The organism is Corynebacterium uropygiale, from assembly GCF_021568315.1.
Lineage (GTDB): Bacteria > Actinomycetota > Actinomycetes > Mycobacteriales > Mycobacteriaceae > Corynebacterium > Corynebacterium uropygiale.
Genome location: NZ_JAKGSI010000004.1, coordinates 1 through 25,688 on the forward strand (window position 1 = coordinate 1; position 25,688 = coordinate 25,688).

Annotated in this window: 23 protein-coding genes and 4 tRNA genes; 16 read left to right on the forward strand and 11 right to left on the reverse strand. The window is 66.8% G+C overall.

Annotation, left to right across the window (positions count from 1 at the left end; all coding sequences use genetic code 11):
- Positions 1-623: 623 nt before the first annotated feature.
- A complete protein-coding gene (gene murA / locus L1O03_RS07740; protein ID WP_236119216.1) occupies positions 624-1,886 on the reverse strand; it encodes a UDP-N-acetylglucosamine 1-carboxyvinyltransferase in 1,263 nt (420 codons plus the stop codon).
- A gap of 54 nt (positions 1,887-1,940) precedes the next feature.
- The gene (gene ramA, locus L1O03_RS07745; protein ID WP_236119217.1) at positions 1,941-2,783 is read right to left on the reverse strand and encodes an acetate metabolism transcriptional regulator RamA; all 843 of its coding nucleotides are present in this window, start codon (positions 2,781-2,783) and stop codon (positions 1,941-1,943) included.
- A gap of 410 nt (positions 2,784-3,193) precedes the next feature.
- Here ramA and cysK point away from each other — a divergent pair, with 410 nt between their 5' ends.
- Positions 3,194-4,129 carry a cysteine synthase A gene (gene cysK, locus L1O03_RS07750; protein WP_236119218.1) on the forward strand — a complete coding sequence of 312 codons (936 nt, stop codon included), beginning with the start codon at positions 3,194-3,196 and terminating at the stop codon, positions 4,127-4,129.
- Positions 4,130-4,234: 105 nt separating this feature from the next.
- Positions 4,235-4,807 carry a serine O-acetyltransferase EpsC gene (gene epsC / locus L1O03_RS07755; protein WP_236119219.1) on the forward strand — a complete coding sequence of 191 codons (573 nt, stop codon included), beginning with the start codon at positions 4,235-4,237 and terminating at the stop codon, positions 4,805-4,807.
- Here epsC and L1O03_RS07760 read toward each other — a convergent pair.
- From L1O03_RS07760 to L1O03_RS07780, 5 genes are all read right to left on the reverse strand, one after another.
- The gene (locus tag L1O03_RS07760; RefSeq protein WP_236119220.1) at positions 4,804-5,112 is read right to left on the reverse strand and encodes a GNAT family N-acetyltransferase; all 309 of its coding nucleotides are present in this window, start codon (positions 5,110-5,112) and stop codon (positions 4,804-4,806) included. The genes epsC and L1O03_RS07760 overlap by 4 nt on opposite strands.
- A gap of 128 nt (positions 5,113-5,240) precedes the next feature.
- Positions 5,241-5,313, reverse strand: a tRNA-Phe gene (locus tag L1O03_RS07765).
- Positions 5,314-5,340: 27 nt separating this feature from the next.
- Positions 5,341-5,414: transfer RNA gene (locus L1O03_RS07770), tRNA-Asp, on the reverse strand.
- Between the two features lie 204 nt (positions 5,415-5,618).
- Positions 5,619-5,695, reverse strand: a tRNA-Asp gene (locus tag L1O03_RS07775).
- A 1-nt stretch (position 5,696) separates the two neighbouring features.
- Positions 5,697-5,772: transfer RNA gene (locus L1O03_RS07780), tRNA-Glu, on the reverse strand.
- 151 nt (positions 5,773-5,923) lie between these two features.
- Here L1O03_RS07780 and L1O03_RS07785 point away from each other — a divergent pair.
- The 13 genes from L1O03_RS07785 (at position 5,924) to L1O03_RS07845 (ending at position 20,676) form a co-directional block, all read left to right on the forward strand.
- Entirely contained in the window at positions 5,924-6,247 is a 324-nt protein-coding gene (locus L1O03_RS07785; protein ID WP_268914224.1) for a metal-sensitive transcriptional regulator, read from the forward strand.
- Positions 6,248-6,250: 3 nt separating this feature from the next.
- Positions 6,251-7,927, forward strand: a complete 1,677-nt coding sequence (locus L1O03_RS07790; protein WP_236119221.1) for an ABC-ATPase domain-containing protein — start codon at positions 6,251-6,253, stop codon at positions 7,925-7,927.
- Positions 7,924-8,418, forward strand: a complete 495-nt coding sequence (locus L1O03_RS07795) for a methylated-DNA--[protein]-cysteine S-methyltransferase (RefSeq protein ID WP_236119222.1) — start codon at positions 7,924-7,926, stop codon at positions 8,416-8,418. The genes L1O03_RS07790 and L1O03_RS07795 overlap by 4 nt, the downstream gene beginning before the upstream one ends.
- 14 nt (positions 8,419-8,432) lie before the next feature.
- Positions 8,433-9,044, forward strand: coding sequence for a hypothetical protein (locus L1O03_RS07800; protein ID WP_236119223.1), 612 nt, complete (start codon positions 8,433-8,435; stop codon positions 9,042-9,044).
- Positions 9,045-9,159: 115 nt separating this feature from the next.
- Positions 9,160-10,584, forward strand: coding sequence for an MFS transporter (locus L1O03_RS07805; protein ID WP_236119224.1), 1,425 nt, complete (start codon positions 9,160-9,162; stop codon positions 10,582-10,584).
- Positions 10,581-11,675: a glycerophosphodiester phosphodiesterase family protein gene (locus L1O03_RS07810; RefSeq protein ID WP_236119225.1), complete on the forward strand. Its 1,095-nt coding sequence runs from the start codon at positions 10,581-10,583 to the stop codon at positions 11,673-11,675. Before L1O03_RS07805 ends, L1O03_RS07810 begins: the two co-directional genes overlap by 4 nt.
- Positions 11,676-11,751: 76 nt before the next feature.
- On the forward strand, positions 11,752-12,753 hold the full coding sequence (locus L1O03_RS07815; protein ID WP_236119226.1) for a FecCD family ABC transporter permease: 1,002 nt from the start codon (positions 11,752-11,754) through the stop codon (positions 12,751-12,753).
- Complete coding sequence (locus L1O03_RS07820) at positions 12,750-13,589, forward strand: ABC transporter ATP-binding protein (RefSeq protein WP_236119227.1); 840 nt, start codon at positions 12,750-12,752, stop codon at positions 13,587-13,589. The genes L1O03_RS07815 and L1O03_RS07820 overlap by 4 nt, the downstream gene beginning before the upstream one ends.
- Positions 13,586-14,584, forward strand: coding sequence for an ABC transporter substrate-binding protein (locus L1O03_RS07825; RefSeq protein ID WP_236119228.1), 999 nt, complete (start codon positions 13,586-13,588; stop codon positions 14,582-14,584). Before L1O03_RS07820 ends, L1O03_RS07825 begins: the two co-directional genes overlap by 4 nt.
- Before the next feature lie 20 nt (positions 14,585-14,604).
- On the forward strand, positions 14,605-15,993 hold the full coding sequence (locus L1O03_RS07830) for a glycoside hydrolase family 1 protein (protein WP_236119229.1): 1,389 nt from the start codon (positions 14,605-14,607) through the stop codon (positions 15,991-15,993).
- A 165-nt stretch (positions 15,994-16,158) separates the two neighbouring features.
- Complete coding sequence (locus L1O03_RS07835) at positions 16,159-17,712, forward strand: Re/Si-specific NAD(P)(+) transhydrogenase subunit alpha (protein WP_236119230.1); 1,554 nt, start codon at positions 16,159-16,161, stop codon at positions 17,710-17,712.
- 7 nt (positions 17,713-17,719) lie between these two features.
- A complete protein-coding gene (locus L1O03_RS07840) occupies positions 17,720-19,123 on the forward strand; it encodes an NAD(P)(+) transhydrogenase (Re/Si-specific) subunit beta (RefSeq protein WP_236119231.1) in 1,404 nt (467 codons plus the stop codon).
- Positions 19,124-19,527: 404 nt separating this feature from the next.
- Positions 19,528-20,676, forward strand: coding sequence for an RtcB family protein (locus L1O03_RS07845; protein WP_236119232.1), 1,149 nt, complete (start codon positions 19,528-19,530; stop codon positions 20,674-20,676).
- A gap of 57 nt (positions 20,677-20,733) precedes the next feature.
- On the opposite strand, the gene L1O03_RS07850 is transcribed toward L1O03_RS07845, so the two are convergent.
- From L1O03_RS07850 to L1O03_RS07865, 4 genes are all read right to left on the reverse strand, one after another.
- On the reverse strand, positions 20,734-21,303 hold the full coding sequence (locus tag L1O03_RS07850; protein ID WP_236119233.1) for an NADPH-dependent FMN reductase: 570 nt from the start codon (positions 21,301-21,303) through the stop codon (positions 20,734-20,736).
- Complete coding sequence (gene nrdF, locus L1O03_RS07855) at positions 21,300-22,346, reverse strand: class 1b ribonucleoside-diphosphate reductase subunit beta (RefSeq protein WP_338026142.1); 1,047 nt, start codon at positions 22,344-22,346, stop codon at positions 21,300-21,302. Before nrdF ends, L1O03_RS07850 begins: the two co-directional genes overlap by 4 nt.
- Complete coding sequence (gene nrdI, locus L1O03_RS07860) at positions 22,336-22,803, reverse strand: class Ib ribonucleoside-diphosphate reductase assembly flavoprotein NrdI (protein ID WP_236119234.1); 468 nt, start codon at positions 22,801-22,803, stop codon at positions 22,336-22,338. Before nrdI ends, nrdF begins: the two co-directional genes overlap by 11 nt.
- 267 nt (positions 22,804-23,070) lie before the next feature.
- On the reverse strand, positions 23,071-23,499 hold the full coding sequence (locus tag L1O03_RS07865) for a CAP domain-containing protein (RefSeq protein WP_236119235.1): 429 nt from the start codon (positions 23,497-23,499) through the stop codon (positions 23,071-23,073).
- 182 nt (positions 23,500-23,681) lie between these two features.
- On the opposite strand from L1O03_RS07865, the gene L1O03_RS07870 reads away from it, so the two are divergent.
- Complete coding sequence (locus L1O03_RS07870) at positions 23,682-25,661, forward strand: acyltransferase family protein (RefSeq protein ID WP_236119236.1); 1,980 nt, start codon at positions 23,682-23,684, stop codon at positions 25,659-25,661.
- Positions 25,662-25,688: the final 27 nt, after the last annotated feature.

The window sequence follows — 25,688 nt, forward strand, 5'->3', positions numbered from 1 at the left end:
CCGCCAGCGTTCGTCCTGAGCCAGGATCAAACTCTCCTAAAAAGAATTTCAGAAAAACAACCAAAACCCCACCCACACCACCACCAGATGATGCGGCAAGAGCCTGATACCTGAAACAAACAAAAAAGAACTGCTCTTGAACCAAAAAACAATCAATCAATCATGACACAAACCACAACCATCAATGCCAGCAAGAGCACCAGCAACCACCACACAACGTGGTGTTGGTTGCACCTTATGCCACGAGGTCATGATCACCCACCCCACAACGGGGCAACATGGCCACCCACATGGAGGTCATGCCAGGTCACAAGACAAGGCAAAAAAGTACATTGGCTCACTATTGAGTTCTCACACAACACCACCACACACCCCCATACACACACCACCCCACCACCTGCCCACCAGAGCAAGAAGAAAACTTGGGATAATGCCGCGTGTCATGGTTCCCGTGTGCGGCAACAAACGACTACCTTACACCCACCACCAGATGGACACAAATCATCGCCTGGCCAGCATCTTTTGTCCCAGAGTGTTGCCACCCTGTCGCGCTGACTCCGGTAAATGTACACACCCCACCCAGGATCACACAAACCCCCAGCACAACAAGGGTTTTTAGCGCGCTAGGACTCGTGGGTGATGCGCTCGATCTCTGCGCCGAGGCTGCGGAGATCCTCCACAAAGTGCGGATAGCCCCTGTCGATGTGGTAGACATCGTGGACTTCGGTTTGGCCGTCGGCCACCAGCGCGGCGAGGACGAGGCCCGCGCCCGCGCGAATGTCGGAGCTCCAGACGGGCGTCGAGGAGAGTTGGTCGATCCCGCGGATCACGACGTGGTGGCCGTCGACGCTGGCATCGGCTCCAAGGCGCTGCATCTCGTCGACGAAGCGGAAGCGGGATTCGAAGACGTTTTCTGTGATGACGGAGGTGCCCTCGGCGATGGAGGCGATGCCGATGGCCATGGGCTGAAGGTCCGTCGGGAAGCCCGGGAAGGGCAGGGTTTGGTAGTCGACGGCAGAGGGGCGTCGATCCATGCGGACTCGGAAGCCGTGCTGGTAGGCCTCGACCTCGGCGCCAGCCACCTTGAGCTTTTCCAGCGCGAGGTGGAGGTGGCGCGGGGCGATGCCCCCGACGGTGACGTCGCCGCGCGTCATGGCCGCCGCATAGGCCCAGGTGCCGGCGACAATGCGATCGCCGATGACCTCGTGCTCCGTGGGGTGGAGGCGCTCAACGCCCGTGATGGTGATGGTGCTGGTGCCGGCCCCCTCGATCTGCGCCCCCATGGAAACGAGCATGTCGCAGAGGTCGATGACCTCGGGCTCACGCGCGGCATTGTCAAGGACCGTCTGTCCCTCCGCGAGCACGGCGGCGGTGAGGATATTCTCCGTGGCGCCCACCGAGGGGAAGTCCAGCGTGATGTGCGCGCCGCGGAGGTTGGCGGCTTCGGCGACGACGGCGCCGTGGCGGATCATCGTCGTGGCGCCCATCTTCTCCAGTCCGGTTTGGTGCATGTCCAGGGGTCGGGAGCCGATGGCGTCGCCGCCCGGGAGGGCGACGACGGCCCGCCCGCACCGGGCAGTGAGTGGACCGAGGACGCAGACGGAGGCTCGGAATTGGCGGACGGCGTCGAAATCGGCGTCACTCCGGGGCTCTGCCGGCGTGGTGATGCGGACGACCTCGCCGTCGATGTCCACCTGGCAGCCGAGCCCTTCCAGGACTTTGCGCATGAGGGGGACGTCGAGAATTTCGGGGCAGTTCCGGAGGGTCGTCGTCCCCTCGGCGAGGAGGGCGGCGGCCATGAGTTTCAAGACGCTGTTCTTCGCGCCGCTCACTTTTACGGCGCCCTGCAGACGGGCGCCACCGGTCACAAGAAAACTGTCCTTCACGCTCCTTAGCGTAGCGGGATGGGGGCGCGGCGGCAGAACCGCGTGCAGAGGGGCTTAGGGCAGCGCGCCGATGCGGCGGGCGGCGTTGACGGCCTCGTAGCGGGTGTGCGCGCCGAGCTTACGCATGACGGAGCGGAGATAGCTCTTCACGGTTTCCGCGCCGATGCCCATTTCCTCGGCGGCCTCGACGTTCGTGTGGCCGAGGGCGACGCAGGAGAGGACGTCGAGCTCACGGGCGGAGAGCTTGGCGGATTGCTTGATCCGCACGGGGGTGACGAGCTGGTCGCAGAGCACCTCGAGTTCCTTGCGGAGGCTTTCCTCCTCGAGGCGATTGGCCAACATGCGGAGCTTGGTGTGCGTGGAGCGGACCTGCTCCCACTCGGCGCCATTCATGACACGGCCGGTCTTCACCGCGCCCATCTTTCCGCCCTCGACGCGGCGGAGGGCGGCGTTGACGGCGAGGTCTTGCTCGAGCATGCGGCTGGTCATGGTGACTTCTTCGATGACCTTGTCACCCAGGCGGACCGGGGAGTGCACGCCGACGTAGAGAACACCTCGGATCTCGCGGTGGACGATCACCGGCACCGCGGCGATGGAGTGCAGGCCCTCGTCCTGGATGTAGCGGTCATTCTCGTGGGAGATGATGTTGGCTCGGGTGTAATCGGCTACCCCCACGGGGCGGCGGGTCTTCACGACGCGGCCGCCGACGCCCACCCCCTCGTCGACCATGAGGTTCTGGAGGGCCGGGGTCCGGAGCCCCACCCACTGGGTGATCTGCAGGCGGTTATCGGGCAGCAACGTGGCGTACATCGTTACCGGGATACCCGTCTTCGTCTTGAGGGCGGTCAGGGCCGCCCGGATGGCCTCGTCGTCGTCTTTGATGCGCTGGATATCCACCGCCACACCTCCTGACCCATCACGATGGGGGAGCCCATCGCTGGGGGAATTCGGACATCGTCTCCGTCGATTCGGAAGTATATCCCGACAATGGGGGTAAATAAAATCCCCCCACCTCCACCTATCTGGCGATTTCGGACACGAAAACCACATGCCCGAGCCCCTCCACACCCCCGATTCCTGAGAATTTCCCTATATTTCCCCAGGTGGGGCGCTCAGGCTCGCGGAGTAGACCGCACGGCCCTCGTGCCGATTGGCCGGGTGAGCTGGGATGCAGTGTGGCATTTTTCATACGATCTGCGTCGATGTAGACAAGTCTGTATGTCGACAGAGAACTGACATGTCTACAAAACCGGTGTATGGTGACCGGGAGAATCACTACGACAGAGAAAAGACAAGGAGTCAGTGCCATGGCACGCGTCTATGACAGCATCACGGAGACGATCGGTAACACTCCCCTCGTGAAGCTGCAGCGCCTCACCGAGGGCCTTCCCGCCGATGTGCTCGTGAAGGTCGAGTCCTTTAACCCCGCGAACTCGGTGAAGGACCGCATTGGTCTCGCCATCATTGAGGCCGCGGAGAAGTCCGGCCAGCTGAAGCCCGGCGGGACGATCGTCGAGGCCACCTCCGGGAACACGGGTATCGCCCTCGCGATGGTGGGCGCCGCCCGCGGTTACACGGTCATCCTCACGATGCCGGAGACCATGTCCACCGAGCGCCGCGTTATGCTCCGCGCGTACGGCGCGAAGATTATCCTCACCCCCGGCAGCGCCGGCATGCAGGGCGCGGTGGATAAGGCGAATGAGATCGTCGAGCAGGAGGAGAACGCGATTCTCGCCTCCCAGTTCGCCAACCCCGCCAACCCGGCCATCCACCGCGAGACCACCGCGGAGGAAATCTGGCGGGACACCGACGGCGACGTCGACATCTTCGTTGCCGGCGTGGGCACGGGCGGCACCGTGACGGGCGTCGGGCAGGTGCTCAAGGAGCGGAAGCCGGATGCCAAGGTCTACGCCGTCGAGCCCGCCGACTCCCCGCTGCTCACCACCGGAAAGGCCGGCCCGCACAAGATTCAGGGCCTCGGCGCGAACTTCATTCCTGAGGTGCTTGACCGTCGCATTCTCGACGACGTCTTCACCGTGTCCCACGAGGACGCCATCACTACCGCCCGCGCGCTGGGCGAGAAGGAGGCCATCCTCGGCGGCATCTCCTCCGGCGCGAACGTGTACGCGGCCCTGGAGCTCGCGAAGCGGGAGGAGAACGCGGGCAAAACCATCGTGACGGTGATCGCGGACTTCGGCGAGCGCTACGTCTCCACCATCCTCTATGAGGACCTCCGCGACTAGCGCTGCGTAGCGCCGCGGCAGGTGGCGCACCGCGGCACGCCGCTGAATTCATCGAAAGGGCCTGGATAGCCAGGCCCTTTTGTCTGTGCTGTTAGGATCACATCCATGCTTTGGACCTTGTGGACACGAATTCGAGAAGATCTCGAGAACGCCCGGGAGCACGACCCCGCCGCGCGGGGCACCTTGGAAAACGCCATCGTCTACTCGGGGCTCCACGCCATTTGGTGCCACCGCGTCTGCCACTGGCTCTGGCAGAAAGGGCACCGCGGTCCAGCGCGCATCCTCGCACAGATGAACCGCTTCTTCACGGGGATTGAAATCCACCCGGCGGCCACCATCGGCCGGCGCTTCTTCATCGATCACGGCATGGGCATCGTCATTGGCGAGACCGCGGAGATCGGCGACGGCGTCATGCTCTATCACGGGGTCACGCTGGGCGGCCAGGTCCTCACGCAGACAAAGCGCCACCCCACCATCGAGGACAACGTGACCATCGGGGCCGGGGCCAAGGTGCTCGGGCCGATCGTCGTGGGCGAGGGATCGGCCGTGGGCGCCAATGCCGTCGTGACGAAGGACGTCCCCCCGAACAGCATCGCGATTGGGATCCCCGCGACGACGCGCCCGCGCCGCAGCGAGGAATGCATCAAGCTCGTCGACCCCGATTACTACGAGATCTAGGCGCGCTCGAGGAGCTCGCGGAAGCGGGCAAACTTCTCTTTCGTCAGCGCATGGGCCACCGCCGAGCACGAGGGGATGAGGCGGAGCCCCTGGGCGGCCGTGTCCTCGAGCACCGCCTCGATGAGCGGGGTGGACAGTCCCTGGCCCTGGAACTCGGGGAGGATCTCCGTGTGGTAGACATCGCGGCGGGTGCCGTCGCTCCTGTACTCGGCGACGCCTGCCTCGGCGCCGTCGACAAGGAGGACGAAGCGCGCCTTCTCCGGCTCGTGGAGAACGGTGGCTGAGGATTCGGGGGATGGGGACACGGGGGCGCTCCTTTCATCGAGTGCTGGGGCACGTGTCCCACCAGTATGCCGGAGAACGCCGCGGCGCCGCTGGGTGCGGGCGCCGGCAGATACAGAAAAACCCCGTGGCTCTCACCACGGGGACACTGTGGCCAGACGCGGGATCGAACCGCGGACCTTCCACTTTTCAGGCGGACGCTCTACCAACTGAGCTATCTGGCCGAGAAAACTCGCTGGGAGTATTCTCCGCGACCCTGACGGGACTTGAACCCGCGACCTCCGCCGTGACAGGGCGGCGCGCTAACCAACTGCGCCACAGGGCCAGAAGCACCACACCGTGGTGCCCGTTGCACGAGAGGTTACTTTACCCAGAAGCCCCAACATTCTACAAACGAGCACGTCACACCGCATTTTTGAGGACATCGGCGGGGTAAAGAGACGCAGCGGAGGGCTGAGTATACGCCTCCGCAGCGCCCCAGGACAGAGAAAAAACGCCGGGGATCGTGTGATCCTCGACGCTCATCCACTGGCGACCCTGACGGGACTTGAACCCGCGACCTCCGCCGTGACAGGGCGGCGCGCTAACCAACTGCGCCACAGGGCCGTGGTACCCCCAACGGGATTCGAACCCGTGCCGCCGCCGTGAAAGGGCGGTGTCCTAGGCCGCTAGACGATGGGGGCCCGCCACGCGAAAGACTGCGCCCGCTACTCGGGGCACTGGTCACGCGGCGTGACTGTGTGAGAATATACCGTGATCGCAGGTCAATGCAAAACCACTGGCCAGGGCACGGATTACGGGGAGCCCCAGGGAGGGGGCGGTATCCTCGGCCCCATGAGCTCACCGACCCCCTGTTGTTCCTCTGGCGATCATGCCGAGTACGGCTACCTCGCCGATAAGTCCCGCTACGTGACGCGGATGCGCCGCATCGAAGGCCAGGTCCGGGGCATCCAGAAGATGGTGGAGGATGAGAAGTACTGCATCGACATCCTCACGCAAATCGCGGCGGTGCAGTCCGCGCTGGAGAATGTGGGGCTCAGCATCCTCGAGGATCACCTCTCCCACTGCGTGGCGGATGCGGCCGCGCACGGGGGAACCCTCGCGGACGATAAACTCGCGGAGGCCATGAACGCTATTCGACGGATGGTGAAGTCCTAGATCATGCTGTCTTCCAGGCTGAAGTCCCTCGATAACGCGAGCTACGGGGCGTATAAGAGCCTCCGTGGCTGCCACGATCTCGGGCCGGATATGCGCCTTCACATCGACCGCGTCCAGTCCGACCCCTTCGCCCCGCCCTCCCTCGCCCGCGTGACGGTCCCCGCGTCCTGGGCCTCCCCCACGGGTCTCGACGCCCCGCTCAGCCCGGCGGAACTGCGCAGCCCCGCCGCGGCCGACACCATACTGCGCCGCCTGCTCGACGCCCTCCCCACGCACGGTTCCAAGGAGCGCGGCAGCATCAGCATCGACCGGCCCGGGCAGGAGGTTCTTCGACGCTCCGCCGTTCAGGTGGATCCCGGCGGGCTCATTACTCTCTGCCTGGAGATCGCACTCCCCGCCCACGGTCGGCGCATTCGTGGGAGGGCGGCCGCGGAGCTGATCTGCGCCCAGCTTCCGGCCGCCGTCGAGAAGGCCGTGCGCTTCGATGAGGAGGCCACCGCGCGCTGCCGCGCAGCCTGCGCCCTGTACCGGGAGCAGGAGGCTATCTCTTCCTACCTCGAGGAGAAGCGGCTGGTGGCCTTCGTCGGGGATGGCGCGATCCTCGCGCGGGAGGCGGGAAACTCGGACCATCCTGCCACGCGCGCGATCCCCTTCCGTAGCCCCGACAGCCTCGCGCACACCATCGAGCTCCCGACGGGGCGCACCATCCGCGGCATGGGAATCCCGGAGGGGATCACGCTCATCGTGGGCGGGGGCTATCACGGCAAATCCACGCTGCTCGACGCGGTCTCGCGCGGCATTTACCACCACATCGCCGGGGATGGCCGCGAGTTCGTCATGACGCGGCCCGACTCCTGCTCCCTTCGCGCGGAGGACGGACGGAGCGTCAGTGGCGTCGACATCAGCCCCTTCATCGGAAACATCCCCTCGGGGGCGGATACGTCCTTCTTCTCCACGAGCAACGCCTCCGGCTCCACCTCGCAGGCGGCCTCCCTGCGCGAGGCGCTCGAGGCGGGCAGCCGCGCTCTCCTCATCGACGAGGACACCTCCGCCACCAACTTCATGCTGCGCGATGCCCGCATGGGACGGCTCGTGCCCCAGGAGAAGGAACCCATCACCCCGCTCCTCCACCGAGTGCGCGCGCTCTACCGTGACCTCGGGGTGTCCACCGTCCTGGTGGCCGGCGGCTCGGGGGCGTTCCTTGACGTGGCGGACACCGTCATCTGCATGGAGTCCTACGAGCCCCACGACGTCAGCGCCCGGGCGCGCGAGCTCTCCGAGCCCATCGGGGAGCAGCCGAGGGTCAGCGCCCCGGCGCCCCGCTGCGGGAGGATCGCCCGCTCGCGTGGGCGGGGGAAGCCGCGTCCGCCCCGCGCCCAGGGGCTCCACGCCGTGCGCGACGGGCAGGACACCGTCGACCTCAGCACGCTCACGCAGCTGAGCGACGCCTCGCAGACCGCGAGCATCGCTGCCATTCTCCACCGGATCGAGGAGGCCGGCGACGAGCAGCGCCCCCTCATCGAGCAGGTCCGCGCCCTCCTCGACGACGCACACCCGGCGCGCTACAGCACCCATCGCGGGCACCCGGGCCGGCTGGCCGAGGTGCGGGCGCTCGAGGTCATGGCGGCGATCAACCGGCACCGGGGCCTGCGCTGCCGCCGCCCGGAGGAGCAGCGATGAGGTGGGGCGAGGCCGCCTCCCCACTCGGCCCGCTCACGCTGTGGGCGGACCGCCTCCCCGGCGCCGGGTGGGCGCTCTGCGGAATTCACTACGAGGGGAAAGGCCCCGCGCGCGAGGCGGCGAAGCGCGAGGAGGAGCTTCCGCTCTTCCGGGATGTGCGTCGAGAACTTGAGGAGTACTGGGCCGGCGAGCGGCGGGAGTTCACCGTGCGCTGGGAGGTGCGGGGCACGCCCTTCCGGGAGCAAGTGTGGGCGGCGCTGGCGGGCGTCGGCTATGGGGAGACCGTCTCTTATGGGGAGCTCGCGCGGGAGATCGGGCGGCCGCGGGCGGCGCGGCAGGTGGGCCAGGCCGTGGGGGCGAACCCGCTCAGCATTGTGCTGGGGTGTCACCGGGTGCTGGGGGCGGATGGCTCCCTCACCGGATACGGGGGTGGCCTGGAGCGAAAGCGCTGGTTATTGAGGCTGGAGGGCTGCCGCTTTCGCGAGGACTGACTAGGGTCGAAGGTATGCATTTTCTTGGCTTTCCCCCGTATGCCTCGGCGATGGATGCGATCGTCGCGGTCGTGTTCGGACTCATGGCGGGAGCGGTGCCCCTCATTCTCGGGTTTATTGTCGCGTTCTTCCTCCTCAGGCACGACGACCAGGATCGGGTGCGCCGGCACCTGTCCAGCCCGCCCGGCCGGCGCAGCCTGGGGCTCGGGTGGGTGGCCGGACTCAGCGTCGTGGGCGCGGTGCTCGTGTGGTTCATCTGGCTCTCGTGGACCTCGGTGGCCAACACCGCCGCCGCCGTGGGCGCGAACTACCCCTATAACGTCCCGCAGGTGATTGGCTGCGTGGTGTTCATGGTGCTGCTCGTGCTTCTTATCGGGTGGCGGGCACGGCACAGAATGGCCGGCCCCATGCTGTCGGCCGCGTGCGCGGTGCTGGGCTTCCTCCTGCCGTGGACGTACATGGCGGCGGGCGCCGAGGGGCCGAACTTCTACCTCGTGGGGGCGAGCATGCTCGCGACGGGCGGGATGCTGGGGCTCGGCATTGTCGCGTTCATTCAAGGGATGGTGCGGCGCTCACGCGCCCTCCAGGCGACTGGGGCACAGAAGGACCCATCAGAAGTTTCTTAATCGAGAAGGGCAGCCTACCCCCATTTGTGCCCGTTTTCAGTGATACATCTCTCAAAATGAGAGTTTCTTAATCGTTTCACACTGGGAGTATGGCCGCCTCTTCATAATGGCCCCTATGAGTACACCTACGACCCGAGGCGGGGTCCCCGCATTCCTGCGGGCCCTCCCCGCCGCACCTCGGCTGCCGGAAGCCGAGATCGCGAAGAAGTATCCCGTTCTCCGATTCCAAGTCTTCATGGGAATCTTCCTGGGATACGCGGGCTTCTACCTGGTCCGCAACAACATCTCGCTCGTGTCCGCCCTCCTGAAGAGTGAAAACATCCTGGACACGGTGGCGATCGGCATCATCGCGAATGCCGTCTTCATCTCTTATGGCCTCTCCAAGTTCTTCATGGCCACGCTCTCCGACCGCGCGAACGCCCGGCTCTTCATGCCGATCGGCCTGGCGCTCTCGGGCATCACGAACATCCTCCTCGGCACTGTGCCGGTCCTCCACGCGAGCGTCCTCATCTTCGCGCTCGTCATGTTCATTAACGGCTGGTTCCAGGGCATGGGCTGGCCGCCCTCGGGCCGCGTCCTCGTCCACTGGTTCTCCACGAGCGAGCGCGGCTCCAAGACCGCCATCTGGAACTGCGCCCACAACGTCGGCGGCGCCGGCGTGGGCATCGCGGCCGCCTGGGCCCTGAGCTTCACCGGGGAGCAGTGGCAGTCCGCCTTCTGGTTCCCGGGCATCATCTCGCTCATCGTCGCCCTCATCGCCTTCATCCTCATCCGCGACACCCCCGAGTCCCAGGGCCTCCCGACCATCGAGGAATACCGCGATGACCCGGCCAAGACCGAGGCCATCGATGAGTCCGAGATGGAGTCCCAGTCCGTGTGGTCCATCGTGTGGAAGCACGTCCTGTCCAACCGGACCATGCTCTTCCTCGCCCTCGCGAACGTCTTCATTTACACCCTGCGCTACGGCGTCCTCAGCTGGACCCCCGTCTATCTCCACGACGTCCACAACGGCGACCTCAACGCCGGCATCGCGGGCTTCTCCTTCTTCGAGCTCACCGGCATCATCGGCACCCTGCTCTGCGGCATCGTCTCCGACAAGCTCTTCCGCGGCTACCGCACCGGCACCGGCGTGCTCTTCCTCAGCGGGGTGGGCATTTTCATCGCCGCCTACTGGCTGGTTCCGACGGGCACCCCGATCTGGGTGCTCATGGTCATCGTCGCGCTCATTGGCGGGCTCATCTACGGCCCAGTGATGCTCATTGGTCTCCAGGCCATCGACATGGCGCCGCGCAACGTGGCCGGCACCGCCGCTGGCTACACCGGCCTCCTCGGCTATGTTGTGGGCGCGACGCTCGCCTCCACCGGTGTGGGCTGGATCATCAAGCACTTCGGCTGGGATGTCACCTTCATCTTCCTCATCATCTGCACCGTTCTAGCGGTTGCACTGCTCCTGGGTGTGGGTAAGGATGAAAAGCGGCTCATGGAATCCCATGCAGCAGCACGGCAGAACTCTGAAAAAACTAAGGAGACGCAACGATGAAACTGCGTAATGTGTGGGCAGTGAGCTCTGTCTGCGCACTGGCGTTTGGCCTCGGGGCGTGCGGGAACGCCCAGGAGAATGACGCCCAGCCGGCGTCGTCAAGCGCACAGACCTCGAGCACGGAAGGCAGCACCCCCGTGGAGTACACCGAGCCGCTCGACCTCCAGGCCCACCGCGGCGGGCGAGGCGAAACCACCGAGGAGTCCCGGCTGGCCTTCGAGAAGGCTCTCGACATGGGGGTGAGCACCCTCGAGTTTGACATCGTCATGAGCAAGGACGGCGTCCCGATGGTGTGGCACGACCCCGACGTCAAGGCAGAAAAGTGCCGCGACACCGCCCCCGTCCAGGAGGGCGACCCGCAGTTCCCCTACGTGGGCAAGGACCTCCACGACCTCACACTTCCGCAGATTCAGACGCTGCGTTGCGATGTCCAGCTGAAGGACTTCCCCGAGCAGGAAGTGGCCAAGGACAACACGATGCTGCAGCTCAAGGACGTCTTCGCCCTCACCGCGGAGCGTCAGGCTGACGTCGATTACAACATCGAGACGAAGATCGAGGGCGACAAGCGCGAGCGCTCCGCCAGCCCCGAGGAGTTCGTCGACGCGATCCTCAAGGAGGTCGACGCAGCGGGCGTCGCGGACCACGTGACGATCCAGAGCTTCGATTGGCGTTCGCTGCCGCTCGTCAAGGAGCACAACCCGTCGATCCGGACCGCGGCCCTCTATGACGAGACCACCTGGCTCGAGGGCTCCCCGTGGATCGGCGACATCGACTACAACGCTGTCCACGGCGATGCCCTCGAGGCCGCCTCGCAGCTCAAGGTCGACTACGTCTCCCCCGGCTACGCCGTGCCCTACGGCACGACTCCCGAGGACGCCGACTTCCACCCCGTCACCACACGGGAGTACGTGAAGAAGGCCCACGACCTGGGCATGAAGGTCCTGCCGTGGACCGTCAACGACGAATCCACCCTGCGGTGGATGATCGAGGAAGCGGGCGTCGACGGCATCATCACCGACTACCCGAGCCGGCTCCGCTCCGTCATGAAGGACCTGGGCATGGAGCTCCCCCAGGCCTATCCTTCCCGCTAACCACTTTCGCTCCCCATAGGCTAGGCTCACTTCTAGATCTGATCGTGCACTGAGCAGAGAGAAGGAGCGTGGGCCGATGCCTCACACTCGACCGGGAGGGCGCGCCCGCAGCACCCGCATCATCCGCTGCGCCGCCCTTCCGGTTTTGCTTGTCCTCCTCGCGGTGGCGTTTGTGCTCGCGCTGGGTTTGGGGCCGCGCAGCGGGGTGGGGCTCACCTCCCCCACCGTGCTCGCGGGGCGGCTGCCGCGGGCGATCGTCGCCACGCTCGTGGGCGCCTCTCTCGCGCTCGCGGGGACCATCCTCCAGGCGGTCTTCCGCAACCCGCTGGCTGATCCGGGGATCATCGGGGTGTCCTCGGGCGCCGCGGTGGGGGCCGTCGCCGCGATGGTCACGGGGCTGGCTAGCACCACCGTGTGGGCCCTTCCGCTCAGCGCCTTCTTGGGAGCGCTGGGCACGGCCGTCGTCGTCTATCTCATCGCGGCGCGGCGCGGGGCGGACCCCATCACGCTCGTGCTCGTCGGCATCGCGGCGAGCGCCTTCCTCGGGGCCGTGACCTCGGCCATCGTGTCCAATGCGCCCACCGACTCCGACCTGCGTGGCATCGCGTTCTGGATGAACGGCGACCTCGTTGCGCGCCAGTGGTACCACGTGCCCATGGTGGCGATCCCGCTGCTTATCGGGGTGGTGGGGGTGGTGCCGCTCGTGCGGCGGCTGGACCTCCTGCTCCTCGGTGAGGACATCGCGCACAGCACTGGCGTTGACCTCACCCGCACGCGGATCGCCGCGCTGGGGGTGGCCTCGCTGGTCACCGCCGGGGCGGTGGCGGTCTCTGGGGTCATTGGCTTCGTGGGACTCGTCGTCCCGCACCTGGTCCGGCTGGTGCTCGGGCCGCGCCATGGGCTGCTCCTGCCCACGGCCGCGGTGGCCGGCTCGGTCTTCCTGCTCATCGCCGACACCCTGGCGCGCAACGCCGGGCTCTCCGTCGTCTTTCAAACCGGCACGATCGTCGCCTTCCTCGGCTCCCCGATCTTCCTCTGGCTCCTTTTATCCTCTCGACGGAGGTGGACGCAGGCATGAGCCTTCGCATCAGCAACCTCAGCGTGCCGGAGATCCTCCCGCCACCCGGGATCAGCATGGAGTGCGAGCCCGGCAGCGTGACCGGCATCATCGGCCCGAACGGGGCCGGAAAGTCCACGCTCATCAAGGCGCTCTACGGGCGCATGCCCGGTGCGACGGGCAGCGTGTGCCTCGACGGCACGGAGCTCACGGCGATGCGACCCGCGGAGCAGGCGGCCCGGCTGGCCGTCGTTCCGCAGGACACCTCGAGCGGCGGGGAGTACAGCGTGGCGGACATGGTTGGGCTTGCGCGCAGCCCCCACCTGGGGCGCTTCGGTCTCTTCCGCGGCGAGGACCACGAGCGGGTAGCCCGCGCCCTCGCAATCACGGGGATGAGCGCGTTCGCGGAGCGGCCGGTGAACCGGCTCTCGGGCGGGCAGCGGCAGCTTGCGCACATCGCGCGGGCGATCTGCCAGGATACCCCGGTGATCCTCCTCGATGAGCCGGTGAGCGACCTCGACATCCGCCACGAGCTCACAGTTCTCCGCCTCCTCCAGCGGCTGGCCCGCCAGGGCCGGACTATCCTCGTTGTTCTTCACAACCTCGAGAGCGCGGCCCGCTTCTGCGACCGGCTCGTCCTCCTCAGCGAGGGCCGGCTCGTGAGCCAGGGCCCACCCGCCGAGGTTCTCGACGCCCCCACCCTCGCCACGCACTACCGCGTGCGCGCGCGAGTGGGCCGCGACCCCGACACGCACGCGCTGCGCGTCAGTGTTCTCGACGCCATCGAGGACGCCGACGATCCCCACGCGCGCACATCCTCCCCCTTCACCTCCTCACAGAAAGAAGAGACACCATGACGCATACTGTTCTCTCCCGGCGCGCCCTGCGCGCCCTGGCCGCCGGCACCCTCGTGCTCGGGCTGGGCCTGGGTGCGTGCTCCGCCCCGAAGGAGAACACCAGCACCGAGTCCCCCGCCGCCTCCGCCAGCGCCAGCCAGGGCGCCGAGGACACGGCCGCCGCCTTCCCGCGGGACGTCGACGTCCACGGCCAGAGCGTGCACCTTGATGCTGCTCCGCAGCGGATTGCCGTCGCCTCCCCGGACGCGGCGGTTCTCCTCGCGGCGCTCGTCGATGGGGAGCGCTTCGTGGCCACCCCCGACTTCGGCCCCGAGACCCCGGCCGGAGCGACGCGCATCCCCGGCTCCCACACGGTGGATCCCGAGCAGCTGCTCTCCATGGAGCCTGACCTCGTCGTGTTGACGTCGCGGCACGGGCAGGAGAAGGACGCGGCGAGCATGCTCCAGAGCTCCGGGGTGCCGACGGTGGTCATGCCGAGCGACGCCTGGTCGAGCATCGATGACCTCAAGGAGAATCTCAGCATCTTGGGTTCTGTCGTGGGCGCGGAGGAGAAGGCCTCGGAGCTCAACGACTCCATTCAGTCGAAGCGGGAGGAAATCACCGCGTCTCTGAAGAAGGACACGCACCCGCGGGTGCTCACCCTCATGGCGCACGGCGGCAAGAAGATGCTCATGCCGAAGAGCACCATGCTCAACGGCCTCGTGCGCGAGGCAGGCGGTGTTCCTGCCATCGATGAGCAGGGCGGCCACGGCGTACTGCCGGCGGATCCGGAGGTAATCGCGGAGATGAAGCCGGACGTCATCCTCGTGCAGCAGTTCACCGAGAACCCCGAGGCGGAGTACCGCGAGCTCCTGGAGAGCCCGGTCCTCGCCGATGTTCCCGCCGTTAAGGATCACCGCGTGTCCTACCTGCCGGTATCCACCAGCGGTGAGACCGCAGGCGTGGCGATCACGGAGGGCCTTGAGCAGGTCGGAAAGGCGATTGGCACTCTGTAAGCCAGTGCTAGGCTCAAGGTATGACGAAACTGAATAGCGGAGCTCACGGCTTCCGTCCCCGCGGTCTGCGCGCCGCGGGGGCCTCGGTCCTCGCCGCAGCGTGCAGCCTGGTCCTCCTTCCCCTCGCCCCCGCGTCCGCGGGCAGCCTTCCGCCAGAGGAACCCGCCGTCGCGCCCTCCCACTTCCACTGGGGTGTGGCCACCTCGGGATTCCAGGTTGAAGGCAGCAACCCGGACTCCAACTGGAAGCGCTACGTCGATTCCACTGCCCCCACCGGGAAGATCGATCCGGTGAACGACGCCGTCGACTTCTGGAACCGCTACCCGGAGGACATCCAGCGGGCGGCCGACATGGGCGTCAATACCTTCCGCCTCAGCGTGGAGTGGGCGCGCATCGAGCCCCAGCCGGGCCAGTATGACGAGGAGGCCCTCAGGCACTACGACGACATCATCGGCACCATCCGGGCGCACGGAATGACCCCGATGATCACGATGGTGCACTACGTCTACCCGGGTTGGCTCGTGGACCACGGCGGATTCATGACCGAGGAGGCCGTCGAGCACTTCGGGGCCTTCGCGGACCTCATCGCACAGCGCTGGGGCGGCCCGGGGAAGGACACCCTGTGGGTGACCTTCAATGAGCCGCTCGTCTTCTTCGGCCACGAGGTGGAGATGGGCAACGTCAAGGTCACCGACATGCCGCGCTTCCTCGACTACGTGGCCCGCGCCCACCGCCTGGGCTACGAGGCCGCGCACCGCGCGAACCCGCAGACCATGGTCACCACGAACGAGGCCTTCCTCCCCGCGGTGACGGGCATCGCTGATAAGGTCCTGCTGGACAAGGTCGCTGACCAGGTGGACTTCATCGGCATCGACTACTACTACGGCGTGGCGCTCAACAACCTCACCGCCGTTCACGCGGCCGCCGCCGACTTCGGCCGCGTCCGCCCGCAGCCCGAGGTCATCTACGACGCCATCAAGCACTTCGGCACCTCCTACCCCGACAAGCCGATCTACATCGTGGAAAACGGCATGCCGAGCGATAACGGGCAGCGCGCCGACGGCGTCGAGCGCAGCGACTTCGTGAAGGACACCATCTTCTGGGTGCAGCGCGCCATCGCGGATGGCTACAACGTCATCGGCTACAACTACTGGTCGCTCGTCGATAACTACGAGTGGGGTGACTACACCCCGCGCTTCGGCCTCTACCAGGTCGACGTGCTGAGTGACCCCTCGCTCGAGCGGAAGGCGACGTCGGGTGTCGACGCCTACCGGGAGGTCATCGAGCAGGGCGGGCTCCCCGCCGACTACCGGCCGGTGCTGCCGCTGGCGTTCTGCTCCGCCTCGACCATCCCCGATAGCTGCATCAACCCGCCGGACCCGAACGGGCCGCGCCAGCCGATCCGCTAGCGCGGGCGCGGGCGGGGCGCGGGGCGGGCGCGCGGGCGCGCTGCCTGTGCCCGCCTGTGCCCGCGGCCACTCCTTCAACGTGAACTCACCCACACTTATAGGCCCAGGTGAGGATGAACGCATATAAATGGGAAGTAACTGTTCGTTTCTCCCAGGAGTGGTGTTGTGATCATCGGAGTTCCCCGAGAACCAGACCCTGACCAGCCCTTAGTGGCGTCCACCCCGGACACGGTGACTTCTCTCATCCGCCTCGGCTATGAGGTGATGGTGGAGCACGGTGCCGGGGTGGATTCGTCGTTCCCGGATGAGGCCTACGCCCAGGCCGGCGCCCGCCTCGGCACGCGCGAGGAGGTGTGGGGCCAGGACATCGTCCTCAGCCTCGACACACCGCCCGCCGAGTGCCTCGACCTCCTGCATCGCGATGCCATTCTCATCTCCCGGCTGAACCCCGGGAGCAACCCGGAGCTCATCGAGGACCTGCACCGGCGCCGCGTCACCGCGCTCGCGCTCGACGCCGTTCCCCGCATCAGCCGCGCCCAATCGATGGACGTCCTCTCCTCTATGGCGAACATCGCCGGCTACCGGGCGGTCATCGAGGCGGCGAGCGCCTTCGGCCGGCTCTTCACTGGGCAGGTGACGGCCGCCGGGAAGATGCCTCCCGCGCGTGTGTACGTCATCGGCGCCGGGGTGGCGGGGCTCTCCGCGATCGGCACGGCCAACTCCATGGGCGCCATCGTGCGCGCGACGGACCTTCGCCCGGAGACCGCCGACCAGGTGGAGTCCATGGGCGCGGAGTTCGTCCCCATCCCCGCGGCAACGGAGCGCTCCGACAGCGGATACGCGAAAGAGATGACCTCCGAGCAGGCGACGGCGGCCGCCCAGCTCTACTCCACCGAGTCCGCGGCCGCGGACATCGTCATCACCACCGCGAATATCCCCGGCCGCCGATCCCCGGTCCTGCTCACGGCGGAGGACGTGGCGGGGATGCGCCCGGGGAGCGTCGTCGTCGACATGGCCGCCCAAGGGGGCGGAAACTGTGAGCTCACGGAGCCGGGGACTGTCGTGCACACGGACAATGGTGTGACGATCATTGGGTACACGGACCTCGCGGGGCGGCTGCCGGCGCAGGCCTCGCAGCTCTATGGGAAGAACCTGGTCAACCTGCTGGCGCTGCTCACCCCGGAGAAGGATGGGCAGCCGGTGTGGGACTTCGAGGATGACATCGTGCGCAGCATCTGCCTCACGCACGAGGAGGACATCCTCTGGCCCCCGCCGCCGGTCACGGTGTCGGCGGCGCCGACGCCCGCCCCCGCGCAGGAGAAGCCTGCCGAGGAGCCCGCTGCCGAGGACACCGCCCAGGCTGAGGCGCGGCGGAAGCGTCGGCGCGGGCTGTGGCTGGGCGTGGCGGCGCTCGCCGCGATTGTGCTCATGCTGCTCAGCCCGCAGGAGATGGCGGGGAACTACGTGGTGTTCATGCTGGCAATCGTCGTCGGCTTCTACGTCATCACGGCGGTGACGCACTCCCTGCACACGCCGCTCATGTCCGAGACGAACGCGGTGTCCGGGATCATCGTGGTGGGGGCGCTACCCGCCATCGGGTCGGGGCACCTGGCGGTGCAGATCATTGGCATGATCGCGGTCTTTGTGGCGTCGATCAATATCTTTGGCGGTTTCCTCGTGACGCACCGGATGCTCGCCATGTTCCGGAAGGATGCGTGAGGTCAGCATGGGCACTCTGTTATCGGTTTCTTCGGTCGTCGCGGCGCTGTGCTTCATCCTCGCGCTGGCGGGGCTCGCGCGGCAGGACACCGCCGAGCGCGGCAATGTCTTTGGCGTGGTGGGCATGATCGTGGCGGTCGTGACGGCCATCGCCTCCACCCTCATGAGCTCCCAGCACTCCGCGCTGGTGACGCTGCTGCTCATCGTTGTGGCGATGGGCGGTGGCGCCTGCATCGGGATCGTCAAGGCGCGCTCCGTCGAGATGATCGCGATGCCCGAGCTCATCGCCATCCTCCACAGCTTCGTGGGGCTCACGGCAGTGCTCATTGGCTACTCCTCTTTTGTGCAGGAGTGGCAGAAGGGCACGGTCAGCGAGCTCGACGGCTTCCACCTCGGTGAGATCCACATCGGCATCTTCATCGGCGCGGTGACGGTGACAGGCTCCGTGGTCGCGTGGCTGAAGCTGGCGGGGAAGATCTCGGGCGCGCCGCTCGTGCTGCCCGCGCGCCACGTCCTCAACCTCGTGGCGGTCATCGTGTGCGTGGTGTTGCTGGTGGTGTTCGTGTGGACGGCATCGTGGTGGTCGCTCATTGTCATGACGGTCCTGGCGCTGCTCCTGGGCGTGCACCTCGTGGCGGCGATCGGCGGCGGCGACATGCCCGTCGTCGTGAGCATGCTGAACTCCTACTCCGGCTGGGCGGCCGCGGCAACCGGCTTCATGCTCGGGAACTCGCTGCTCATCATCACCGGCGCGCTCGTGGGCTCCTCGGGTGCGTACCTCTCGGCCATCATGTGCCGCGCGATGAACCGCTCCTTCGTGTCTGTCATCCTCGGGGGCTTTGGGTCCGACGGCGGCTCGGCGGGGGCCGCGGCCGGCGCCGACCCCACCGCCACGCACACGACGATCTCCGCCGCCGAGACCGCGGAGCTGCTCTCCGGGGCGCGGCGCGTTGTCATCGTTCCGGGCTATGGCATGGCCGTCGCGCACGCGCAGTACCCGGTTGCTGAGCTCACCCAGAAGCTGCGGGACAAGGGCGTCGACGTCGTCTTTGGCATTCACCCCGTGGCGGGGCGCCTGCCCGGGCACATGAACGTGCTGCTCGCGGAGGCGAAGGTGCCGTATGACATCGTCCTCGATATGGACGAGATCAACGACGACTTCCCCGACGTCGATGCCGTGCTCGTCATCGGCGCGAATGACACCGTCAACCCCATCGCGGAGGAGCCCGGCTCCCCCATCGCCGGGATGCCGGTGCTCAAGGTGTGGGAGGCGGAGAAGGTCATCGTGCTCAAGCGCTCCATGGGGGCGGGCTATGCCGGCGTGCAAAACCCGCTCTTCGTGAAGGAGAACACGTCGATGCTGCTCGGCGACGCGAAGGAGTCGGTCACCTCGGTCATTCAGTCGCTCTGAGGGGCGGGGGGCGGCTCCTGGGCGCAGCTCCCGGCCCCGGCCGCCCCGTGTTGACAACTCCCCTCGCGCGTGCGAGACTCTTTCCTTGCAGTAACGACACTCACCGATGCAGCAGAAAGGAGCGCAGCCCATGCGGATGTCCACGCTTTCCCTGGCAGTGAAACGACAGCATGCTTGTGCTGCGCCCGCGCATATGGTGATGGAGGCTACGAAGGCTTAGCCTTTCCTCGTTTCACTGCATTCATTCACGCACCATTTCCGCGGCGCGCCCCGATACTCCGGGTGGCCGCGGTTTTTTCGTGCCTGATCTCCGGGGGCTCGTGGGCTCAAGGAAGCAGACGCGCCGGCCGCGGAAGGCCGGCGCCTGCTCCCGCGCCGCGCCGACTTCACGAAGGAGTACCCCTATGGAGATTTTTGCCACCGAGCTCGACGAGAAGGTCCTGGAGCAGGCCGAGCAGCTGGCCGGGATGCCGTTCATCCACCCGCACGTCGCCCTCATGCCGGATGCCCACTACGGGATGGGCTCCTCCATCGGGACGGTGTTTGGGACCGTGGGCGCGGTGATTCCGTCCGCGGTGGGCGTCGACATCGGATGCGGGATGATAGGCGTCCGAACGCGATTCACCAGCGCGGACCTGAGAGACAAGGACCTCACGGTCCTCAGGGACGCGATCGAGGAAGCCATTCCGCTCTCGCCTGGGAACTACAACGCCTGGCAGCTTCGCGATTCCGCCGACGCCCGGTGCCGCGAGCTCGCCGCGCTCGCGGAGGAGACCGGCGTGGATCTGCGGCACTCGCGCAAGTGGCGGCAGCAGCTCGGATCCCTGGGCGGCGGCAACCACTTCATCGAGCTCTGCCTCGATGAAGAGGACCGGGTGTGGATGTTCCTCCACTCCGGTTCGCGCGGCGTGGGGAACAAGATCGCGCGCAAGCACATCTCGATCGCGCAGCGGCTCTGCGCGCGGGCGTCCGTCGACCTGCCGCACAAAGACCTCGCCTACCTCGAGGAGGGAACCCCCGAGTTCGACGCCTACCTCCGCGACCTCCACTGGGCGCAGCGCTTCGCGTGGCTCAACCGGGAGGAAATGATGGACCGCTTCTCGGACGCCCTCGGCGACTTCCTCGACTCCCCCGTGGAAGAAGTGGAGCGCATCAACTGTCACCACAACTACACGGTGCAGGAGGAGCACTACGGCCGGACGGTCTGGCTCACCCGCAAGGGCGCCATCCGCGCGGACGTGGGCGTGCCGGCCCTCATCCCCGGCTCCATGGGCACCGCCTCCTATGTGGTGGAGGGGCTCGGATACCCGCCCGCCCTGCGCAGCGCCCCGCACGGCGCCGGGCGCCGGATGAGCCGACGCCAGGCCCGGGAGACGTTCAGCGCGGCGGACCTCGAGGACCGGATGGGCGACATCGTCCACCGCGCGGGCGAGGCGTGGATCGACGAGATCCCCGATGCCTATAAGGACATCGACGAGGTCATGGAGGCCTCGCGCCGCCTCGTGCGCGTGCGGCACACGCTGCGCCAGGTCCTCAACGTGAAGGGCACCTAGGCCGGGGCGGGGCCGGGGCCGGGCCCGGGGCGCCTCGCGCGCGCGGGAGGCCCGGCGCTAGGCGTGCTTCTCGACGAGCGTCGCGTAGCGCTGCACGTAGCGGCCGAGGAATTCGGCCGTATCGTGGGGCAGGTCCGGCAGGAGCCGGTCGGACTGCCCGAGGAAGACCTCCGGCTGGCCCAGCATCGGCATGTCGAAGTAGCTGAGCGCCAGGCGGAGGTTTTTCTGTGAGCTGTATCCGCCCATGCGCCCCACCGAGTGGCTCACGATTCCCACGGGCTTGTTCATCCACACGGCCTCGCCCGTCGGCTTGGAGCCGATGTCCACCGCGTTCTTCAGGCACGCGGGGATGCAGCGGTTGTTCTCCGGGGTGACAATGAATACCCCGTGCGCGCTGCGGATGGCGTCGCGGAAGTGCTCATAGGAGTCGGGGCGGGGCGCCCAGTGGGCGTCGGGGTCGTCGAAGTCCGCGTTGTAGAGCGGCAGGTGGCCGATCTCCACGATCTCGGCGTGGTGGCCGGCGGGGAGCATGCCCATCGCGATCTTCGCGATCTTCCGGGCGTTGGAGTCGCGCCGCAGGCTGCCCACGAGGACGGCGGTTTTCAGCGATGCGGTGGTGTCAGTCATGAGAATGATTCCTCCTCGGTGTCGTCGTCGAGCCCGAAGGCCCAGTCATCATCGTTGGTCTCCTCCGCGCGCCCGATCACGTAGGCGGAGCCGGAGCCGGAGAAGAAGTCGTGGTTTTCGTCCGCGCCCGGGGACAGGGCGGCGAGGATGTCCGGCGGCACCTCGACCTCGCGGCCCTCGAACCAGGCGGGGAAGCCGAGGTTCATGAGCGCCTTGTTCGCGTTGTAGCGGACGAAGGCCCGCACCCCATCGAGGATGCCGGAGCCGGCGTAGAGCTCCTCGGTGTAGGCGTCCTCGAGTTCGAGGAGGCGGCGGAGTAGGTCGCGAGTGAACGCGCGCATGTGCGCCTGGGTGGCGTCGTCGGCGCGCTCCATGCCGCGCTGGAACTTGTAGCCGGAGTAGTAGCCGTGGACGGCCTTGTCGCGGAGGATGAGGCGGATCATGTCCGCCGTGTTCATGAGGTGCCCGCGAACGGAGTGGTGCAGCGGCAGGTAGAAGCCGGCGTAGAGCAGGAAGGAGCTGAGGAGGACCGTCGTGACCTTGCGCTCGAGGGGTTGGTCGCCCCGGTAGCAGGTCATCATCGTGCGCGCGCGTTCCTGGAGGACGTCGCAGTGGACGGCCCACTCGTAGGCGGCGTTGATCTCCGGGGTGCTGCAGAGCGTCGAGAAGATGGACGAATAGCTTCGCGCGTGCACGGATTGCATGAAGGAAATGTTGGTGTAGACGGCCTCCTCGTGCTCGGTGGAGGCGTCCGCGATCTGCAGAACCTCGCCGACGGTGGCCTGCACGGTATCCAGCAGGGTCAGGCCCGTGAACACCCGCATGGTGAGCTCGCGCTCCTCCGGGCTCAGCGCCGCCCACGAGGCCGCGTCATTGGAGAGCGGGATCTTCTCCGGCAGCCAGAAGTTCGCGGTGAGGCGATTCCACACCTCGAGGTCCTTGGGGTCGCTGGCCCGATTCCAATTGACTGGGCGCAGGCGCGGCGGATCGTCCGCGGGCCACCACTTCGGCGGGGTGACAACGCCCTGGCGATTACTCTCCACGCTGCCCCTCCCAGAACTTCACGAGCCCCTCGCGCACGACGGCCACATCCCGCGACGTGCCCAACAACTCAAATCGATAGAGCAGCGGCACGTGCAGGCGCTCCGCGATGATCCGCCCCGCGATCCCATAGTCCACGCCGAAATTGGTATTTCCCGACGTCATGACCCCGCGCAGAAGTCGCCGGTTCTCGGGGATCGACAAGTGCCGACGCACCTGCGGCGGAACCGCCTTGCGCGGATCTCCCCCGCCATAGCTGGGAACGAGCAGCACATACGGTTGGGTCAGCCGGATCACGCCCTCCCGCCGCGGATGCAGCGGGATGCGAAGAGCGGGGCGCTCCAGCTTCTCGACGAAACGTCGCGTGTTCTCCGAAGCGCTAGAGAAATACACCAGATCCGGGGACTGCTCTGGGGGAATGGTCCGCACCGGGATCTGGGCTGCCACGGTATGTGGCATGGCTATCACACCTCCTTGACGGTGTTGATGACGAGACGGGCGCGAGTTTACAGTCTTTTGAACTTTTTTGTCAGTGTGGACGAACTCGCGGCGCGGCGCGCGGGCTGCGCGCGAGAGGCGCCCCCATCCCCGATGGCAGCGGCGCGCGAGCGATCCCCAGAGCTCGGTGCCCCCAGTGCCCCGCTATCCCCGATAGCACACAAATGCTGGGAAAAGAGCACCCCCTGCTCTTTTCCCAGCACTTCCCCGATGATGTCCGCTCTTCCCCTAGCGGAATCGCACGGTGCAGTAATGGAACGGGTCGCGCGGATTATCCTGACAATCCGCACCGATCGTCGTGAACGACGGATCCGTCATGATCTCGTTGTGATCGGGCGATTCCTTCCACGCCTTCAAGGCTTGCGCCGGAATGTCGCGATCGTCGTTAGGCGCAGCCAGGATTTCGCCTTCATAGTCCACGAAGGTGTGCTCGTGGGTGTAGTCGTTGGTGGTCACGATGTGCCTCGTCCACCGCTCCGCCCCCGCCTGGAGGCGATCGCTCTTCGCCAGCGTGTTCAGCCCGAGGGACTGGCGGTACTCATTGATCTTCACGATGACCTCGTCCCCGACGGTCGTCGCGTGGGCTTCGCTTGTTCCCGCGAGCACGGTGGCCATGGCGGCCACGACGATCATCGCGCGTGCGCAGTGCTTCTTCATGGTGGTGTTACTCCTCATCCTCGATGGGGCCGCTGCGGCCTGACACAATTCAGGTTAGGAGCGGAGCGTGCGCTCTCCAACGCGAGCGCGGGGGAGCTCTCCCCTGGCGTATTGGGGCCGAGCGTGCGTCGACTGCTATCGTTGGCATGTTTTATTGGCCGCCCTCACCAGAAAGCGTTCTTATGCCGCGTCCAACCGACTCGCGTACGTCCTATGTTCCGGCGATCGACGGGCTCCGCACCATCGCCGTCGCAGCGGTCATCCTGTATCACCTCGATCCCGCGTGGCTGCCCGGCGGGCTCCTGGGCGTGGCGGTCTTCTTCACGCTGTCCGGCTATCTCATCACGTCGAATCTCATGCGCAGCTACCACCGGGGGCGCGGCCTCGGCCTGCCGACGTTCTGGCTCCGACGCTTCCGCCGCCTCGTTCCCGCGGTGGTGCTGTTGGTGGCGGTGAGCGTCGTTCTCACGCTGATGTTCGACCACGCGAACATCGCGAAAGCCAGCGGCGAGGGTCTCAGCTCCCTCTTCTACGTCAACAACTGGCACATGATTATCGCGGGGCAGTCGTATTTTGATCGCTTTGCTGGCCTCGGCGTCTTTGACCACATGTGGTCGCTCTCCGTGGAAGAGCAGTTCTATCTCTTCTGGCCGCTGATCCTCTGGGTCTTCCTCTTCCTCGCGCGCGGGAGGCGCTTCGTCACCGCCGGCGCGACGACCGTCCTCGCGCTGCTGTCCTTCGCGTGGATGGCGTACCTGGCGTCCGGCCATCCCGACGACCCGACGCGCATCTACGAGGGCACCGACACCCGCGCGGGCGGTCTCCTCCTTGGTGCGGCTCTCGCGATCCTGCTCGCGAAGGCCCAGGGCAGCCGACGCGTCCCGCGCGTGCTCGCAGAAGTGGGCGGCTGGGTCGGGCTGGTCGTCGTGCTCGCGATGATGTGGCTCGTCCCGGACTACACGCTCTTCCTCTACCAGGGCGGGCTGCTGCTCCTGTCGATTGCGACGATCGGGGTCATCCTCGGCGCCGTGAACCAGCGCTCGACGCTCTCGCGCGCGCTGGGAATCGGGCCGCTGCGGTGGATCGGCGAGCGCTCCTACGGCATTTATCTGTGGCACTTACCCATCATCGTGTTCCTCCCCGAATGGACCAACGTTCCCGCGTGGGCGCGGGGGCTTCTTGCGGCAGTCCTAGCCGTGGTGTTGGCTGCGCTGTCGTGGTCGATGGTGGAAGACCCCATCCGCCGCCGGGGTGTCGTGGCTCCGCTCCGCCAGTGGTGGGCGTCTGCCGTCGAGGCCTATCGTTCGCCCTCCGAGCACGTGCGTCTCCCGCGCACGGCGCTCGCTGCGGGAAGCGTGGCGGCAACTGGGCTCGTCCTCGTGGGGATCCCGGCTGCATGGAATGGGAGCTTGAACCACTCGGCGGCCTCGGCCCCGAACAACTCCACGCCCCCGGTGATGGAGCAGAAGATCGACGGCGAGCAGGAGGCGCAGCAGCCCGTCGACGGCGTCAACGAGCAGGAAGCCATGCGCTGTGACACGGTCATCCACGTGGGGGATTCCACCTCCATCGGCATGTTCAGCGACGAGTACCTCAACGACCCCCAGCGCAACGCCGCCGTTGTCTATCGCGCGTACGGGGCGAGCACGGTCATCGCGGTGAACCAGGGTGCCCGCGCCACCATTGAGGCGCTCGAGGGTGATCCGACCATCGAGGATTCCGTCGTCGAGCAGGCCGCCACCGAGCACGAGGGGCAGACCTGCTGGGTGATCGGCTCCGGGGTCAATGACGCCGCGAACCGCGCCGTCGGCCACTCCACGGGCGAGGCGGAGCGCATCGACACCATCATGAAGCACATCAAGAGCGACGACCTCGTGCTGTGGCCGACGGCCGTCACCAACCGCACCTCCGGCCCCTACGCCAACGAGAACATGGCCCCCTTCAACGAGGCCCTCCGCGAGGCGCCGAGCCGCTACCCCAACCTCGTCGTGTACGACTGGGCCTCCGACGTCCGCCCCGAATGGTTCCTTGAGGGCGACGACGTCCACTACAACGCGGAAGGCAACGGACAGCGCTCCGAGTGCTTCGCGCGTGCGTTGGCCGCCGCATTCCCGCGCGAGGGCGACATCCCCGAGTCCCACGAAGTTCGGGTCATGGACTAGGACCCGCATGCGAGCAGCGAAAAACCC

Coding starts and splice junctions, on each gene's coding strand:
- cysK (WP_236119218.1), top strand. CDS start 3,194: ATGGCACGCGTCTATGACAGCATCACGGAGACGATCGGTAACACTCCC.
- L1O03_RS07845 (WP_236119232.1), top strand. CDS start 19,528: ATGGAGATTTTTGCCACCGAGCTCGACGAGAAGGTCCTGGAGCAGGCC.
- L1O03_RS07830 (WP_236119229.1), top strand. CDS start 14,605: ATGACGAAACTGAATAGCGGAGCTCACGGCTTCCGTCCCCGCGGTCTG.
- L1O03_RS07870 (WP_236119236.1), top strand. CDS start 23,682: ATGCCGCGTCCAACCGACTCGCGTACGTCCTATGTTCCGGCGATCGAC.
- nrdI (WP_236119234.1), bottom strand. CDS start 22,803: ATGCCACATACCGTGGCAGCCCAGATCCCGGTGCGGACCATTCCCCCA.
- L1O03_RS07795 (WP_236119222.1), top strand. CDS start 7,924: ATGAGGTGGGGCGAGGCCGCCTCCCCACTCGGCCCGCTCACGCTGTGG.
- L1O03_RS07820 (WP_236119227.1), top strand. CDS start 12,750: ATGAGCCTTCGCATCAGCAACCTCAGCGTGCCGGAGATCCTCCCGCCA.
- L1O03_RS07850 (WP_236119233.1), bottom strand. CDS start 21,303: ATGACTGACACCACCGCATCGCTGAAAACCGCCGTCCTCGTGGGCAGC.
- L1O03_RS07790 (WP_236119221.1), top strand. CDS start 6,251: ATGCTGTCTTCCAGGCTGAAGTCCCTCGATAACGCGAGCTACGGGGCG.
- L1O03_RS07865 (WP_236119235.1), bottom strand. CDS start 23,499: ATGAAGAAGCACTGCGCACGCGCGATGATCGTCGTGGCCGCCATGGCC.
- L1O03_RS07825 (WP_236119228.1), top strand. CDS start 13,586: ATGACGCATACTGTTCTCTCCCGGCGCGCCCTGCGCGCCCTGGCCGCC.
- L1O03_RS07810 (WP_236119225.1), top strand. CDS start 10,581: ATGAAACTGCGTAATGTGTGGGCAGTGAGCTCTGTCTGCGCACTGGCG.
- epsC (WP_236119219.1), top strand. CDS start 4,235: ATGCTTTGGACCTTGTGGACACGAATTCGAGAAGATCTCGAGAACGCC.
- L1O03_RS07805 (WP_236119224.1), top strand. CDS start 9,160: ATGAGTACACCTACGACCCGAGGCGGGGTCCCCGCATTCCTGCGGGCC.
- L1O03_RS07815 (WP_236119226.1), top strand. CDS start 11,752: ATGCCTCACACTCGACCGGGAGGGCGCGCCCGCAGCACCCGCATCATC.
- L1O03_RS07840 (WP_236119231.1), top strand. CDS start 17,720: ATGGGCACTCTGTTATCGGTTTCTTCGGTCGTCGCGGCGCTGTGCTTC.
- L1O03_RS07785 (WP_268914224.1), top strand. CDS start 5,924: ATGAGCTCACCGACCCCCTGTTGTTCCTCTGGCGATCATGCCGAGTAC.
- L1O03_RS07800 (WP_236119223.1), top strand. CDS start 8,433: ATGCATTTTCTTGGCTTTCCCCCGTATGCCTCGGCGATGGATGCGATC.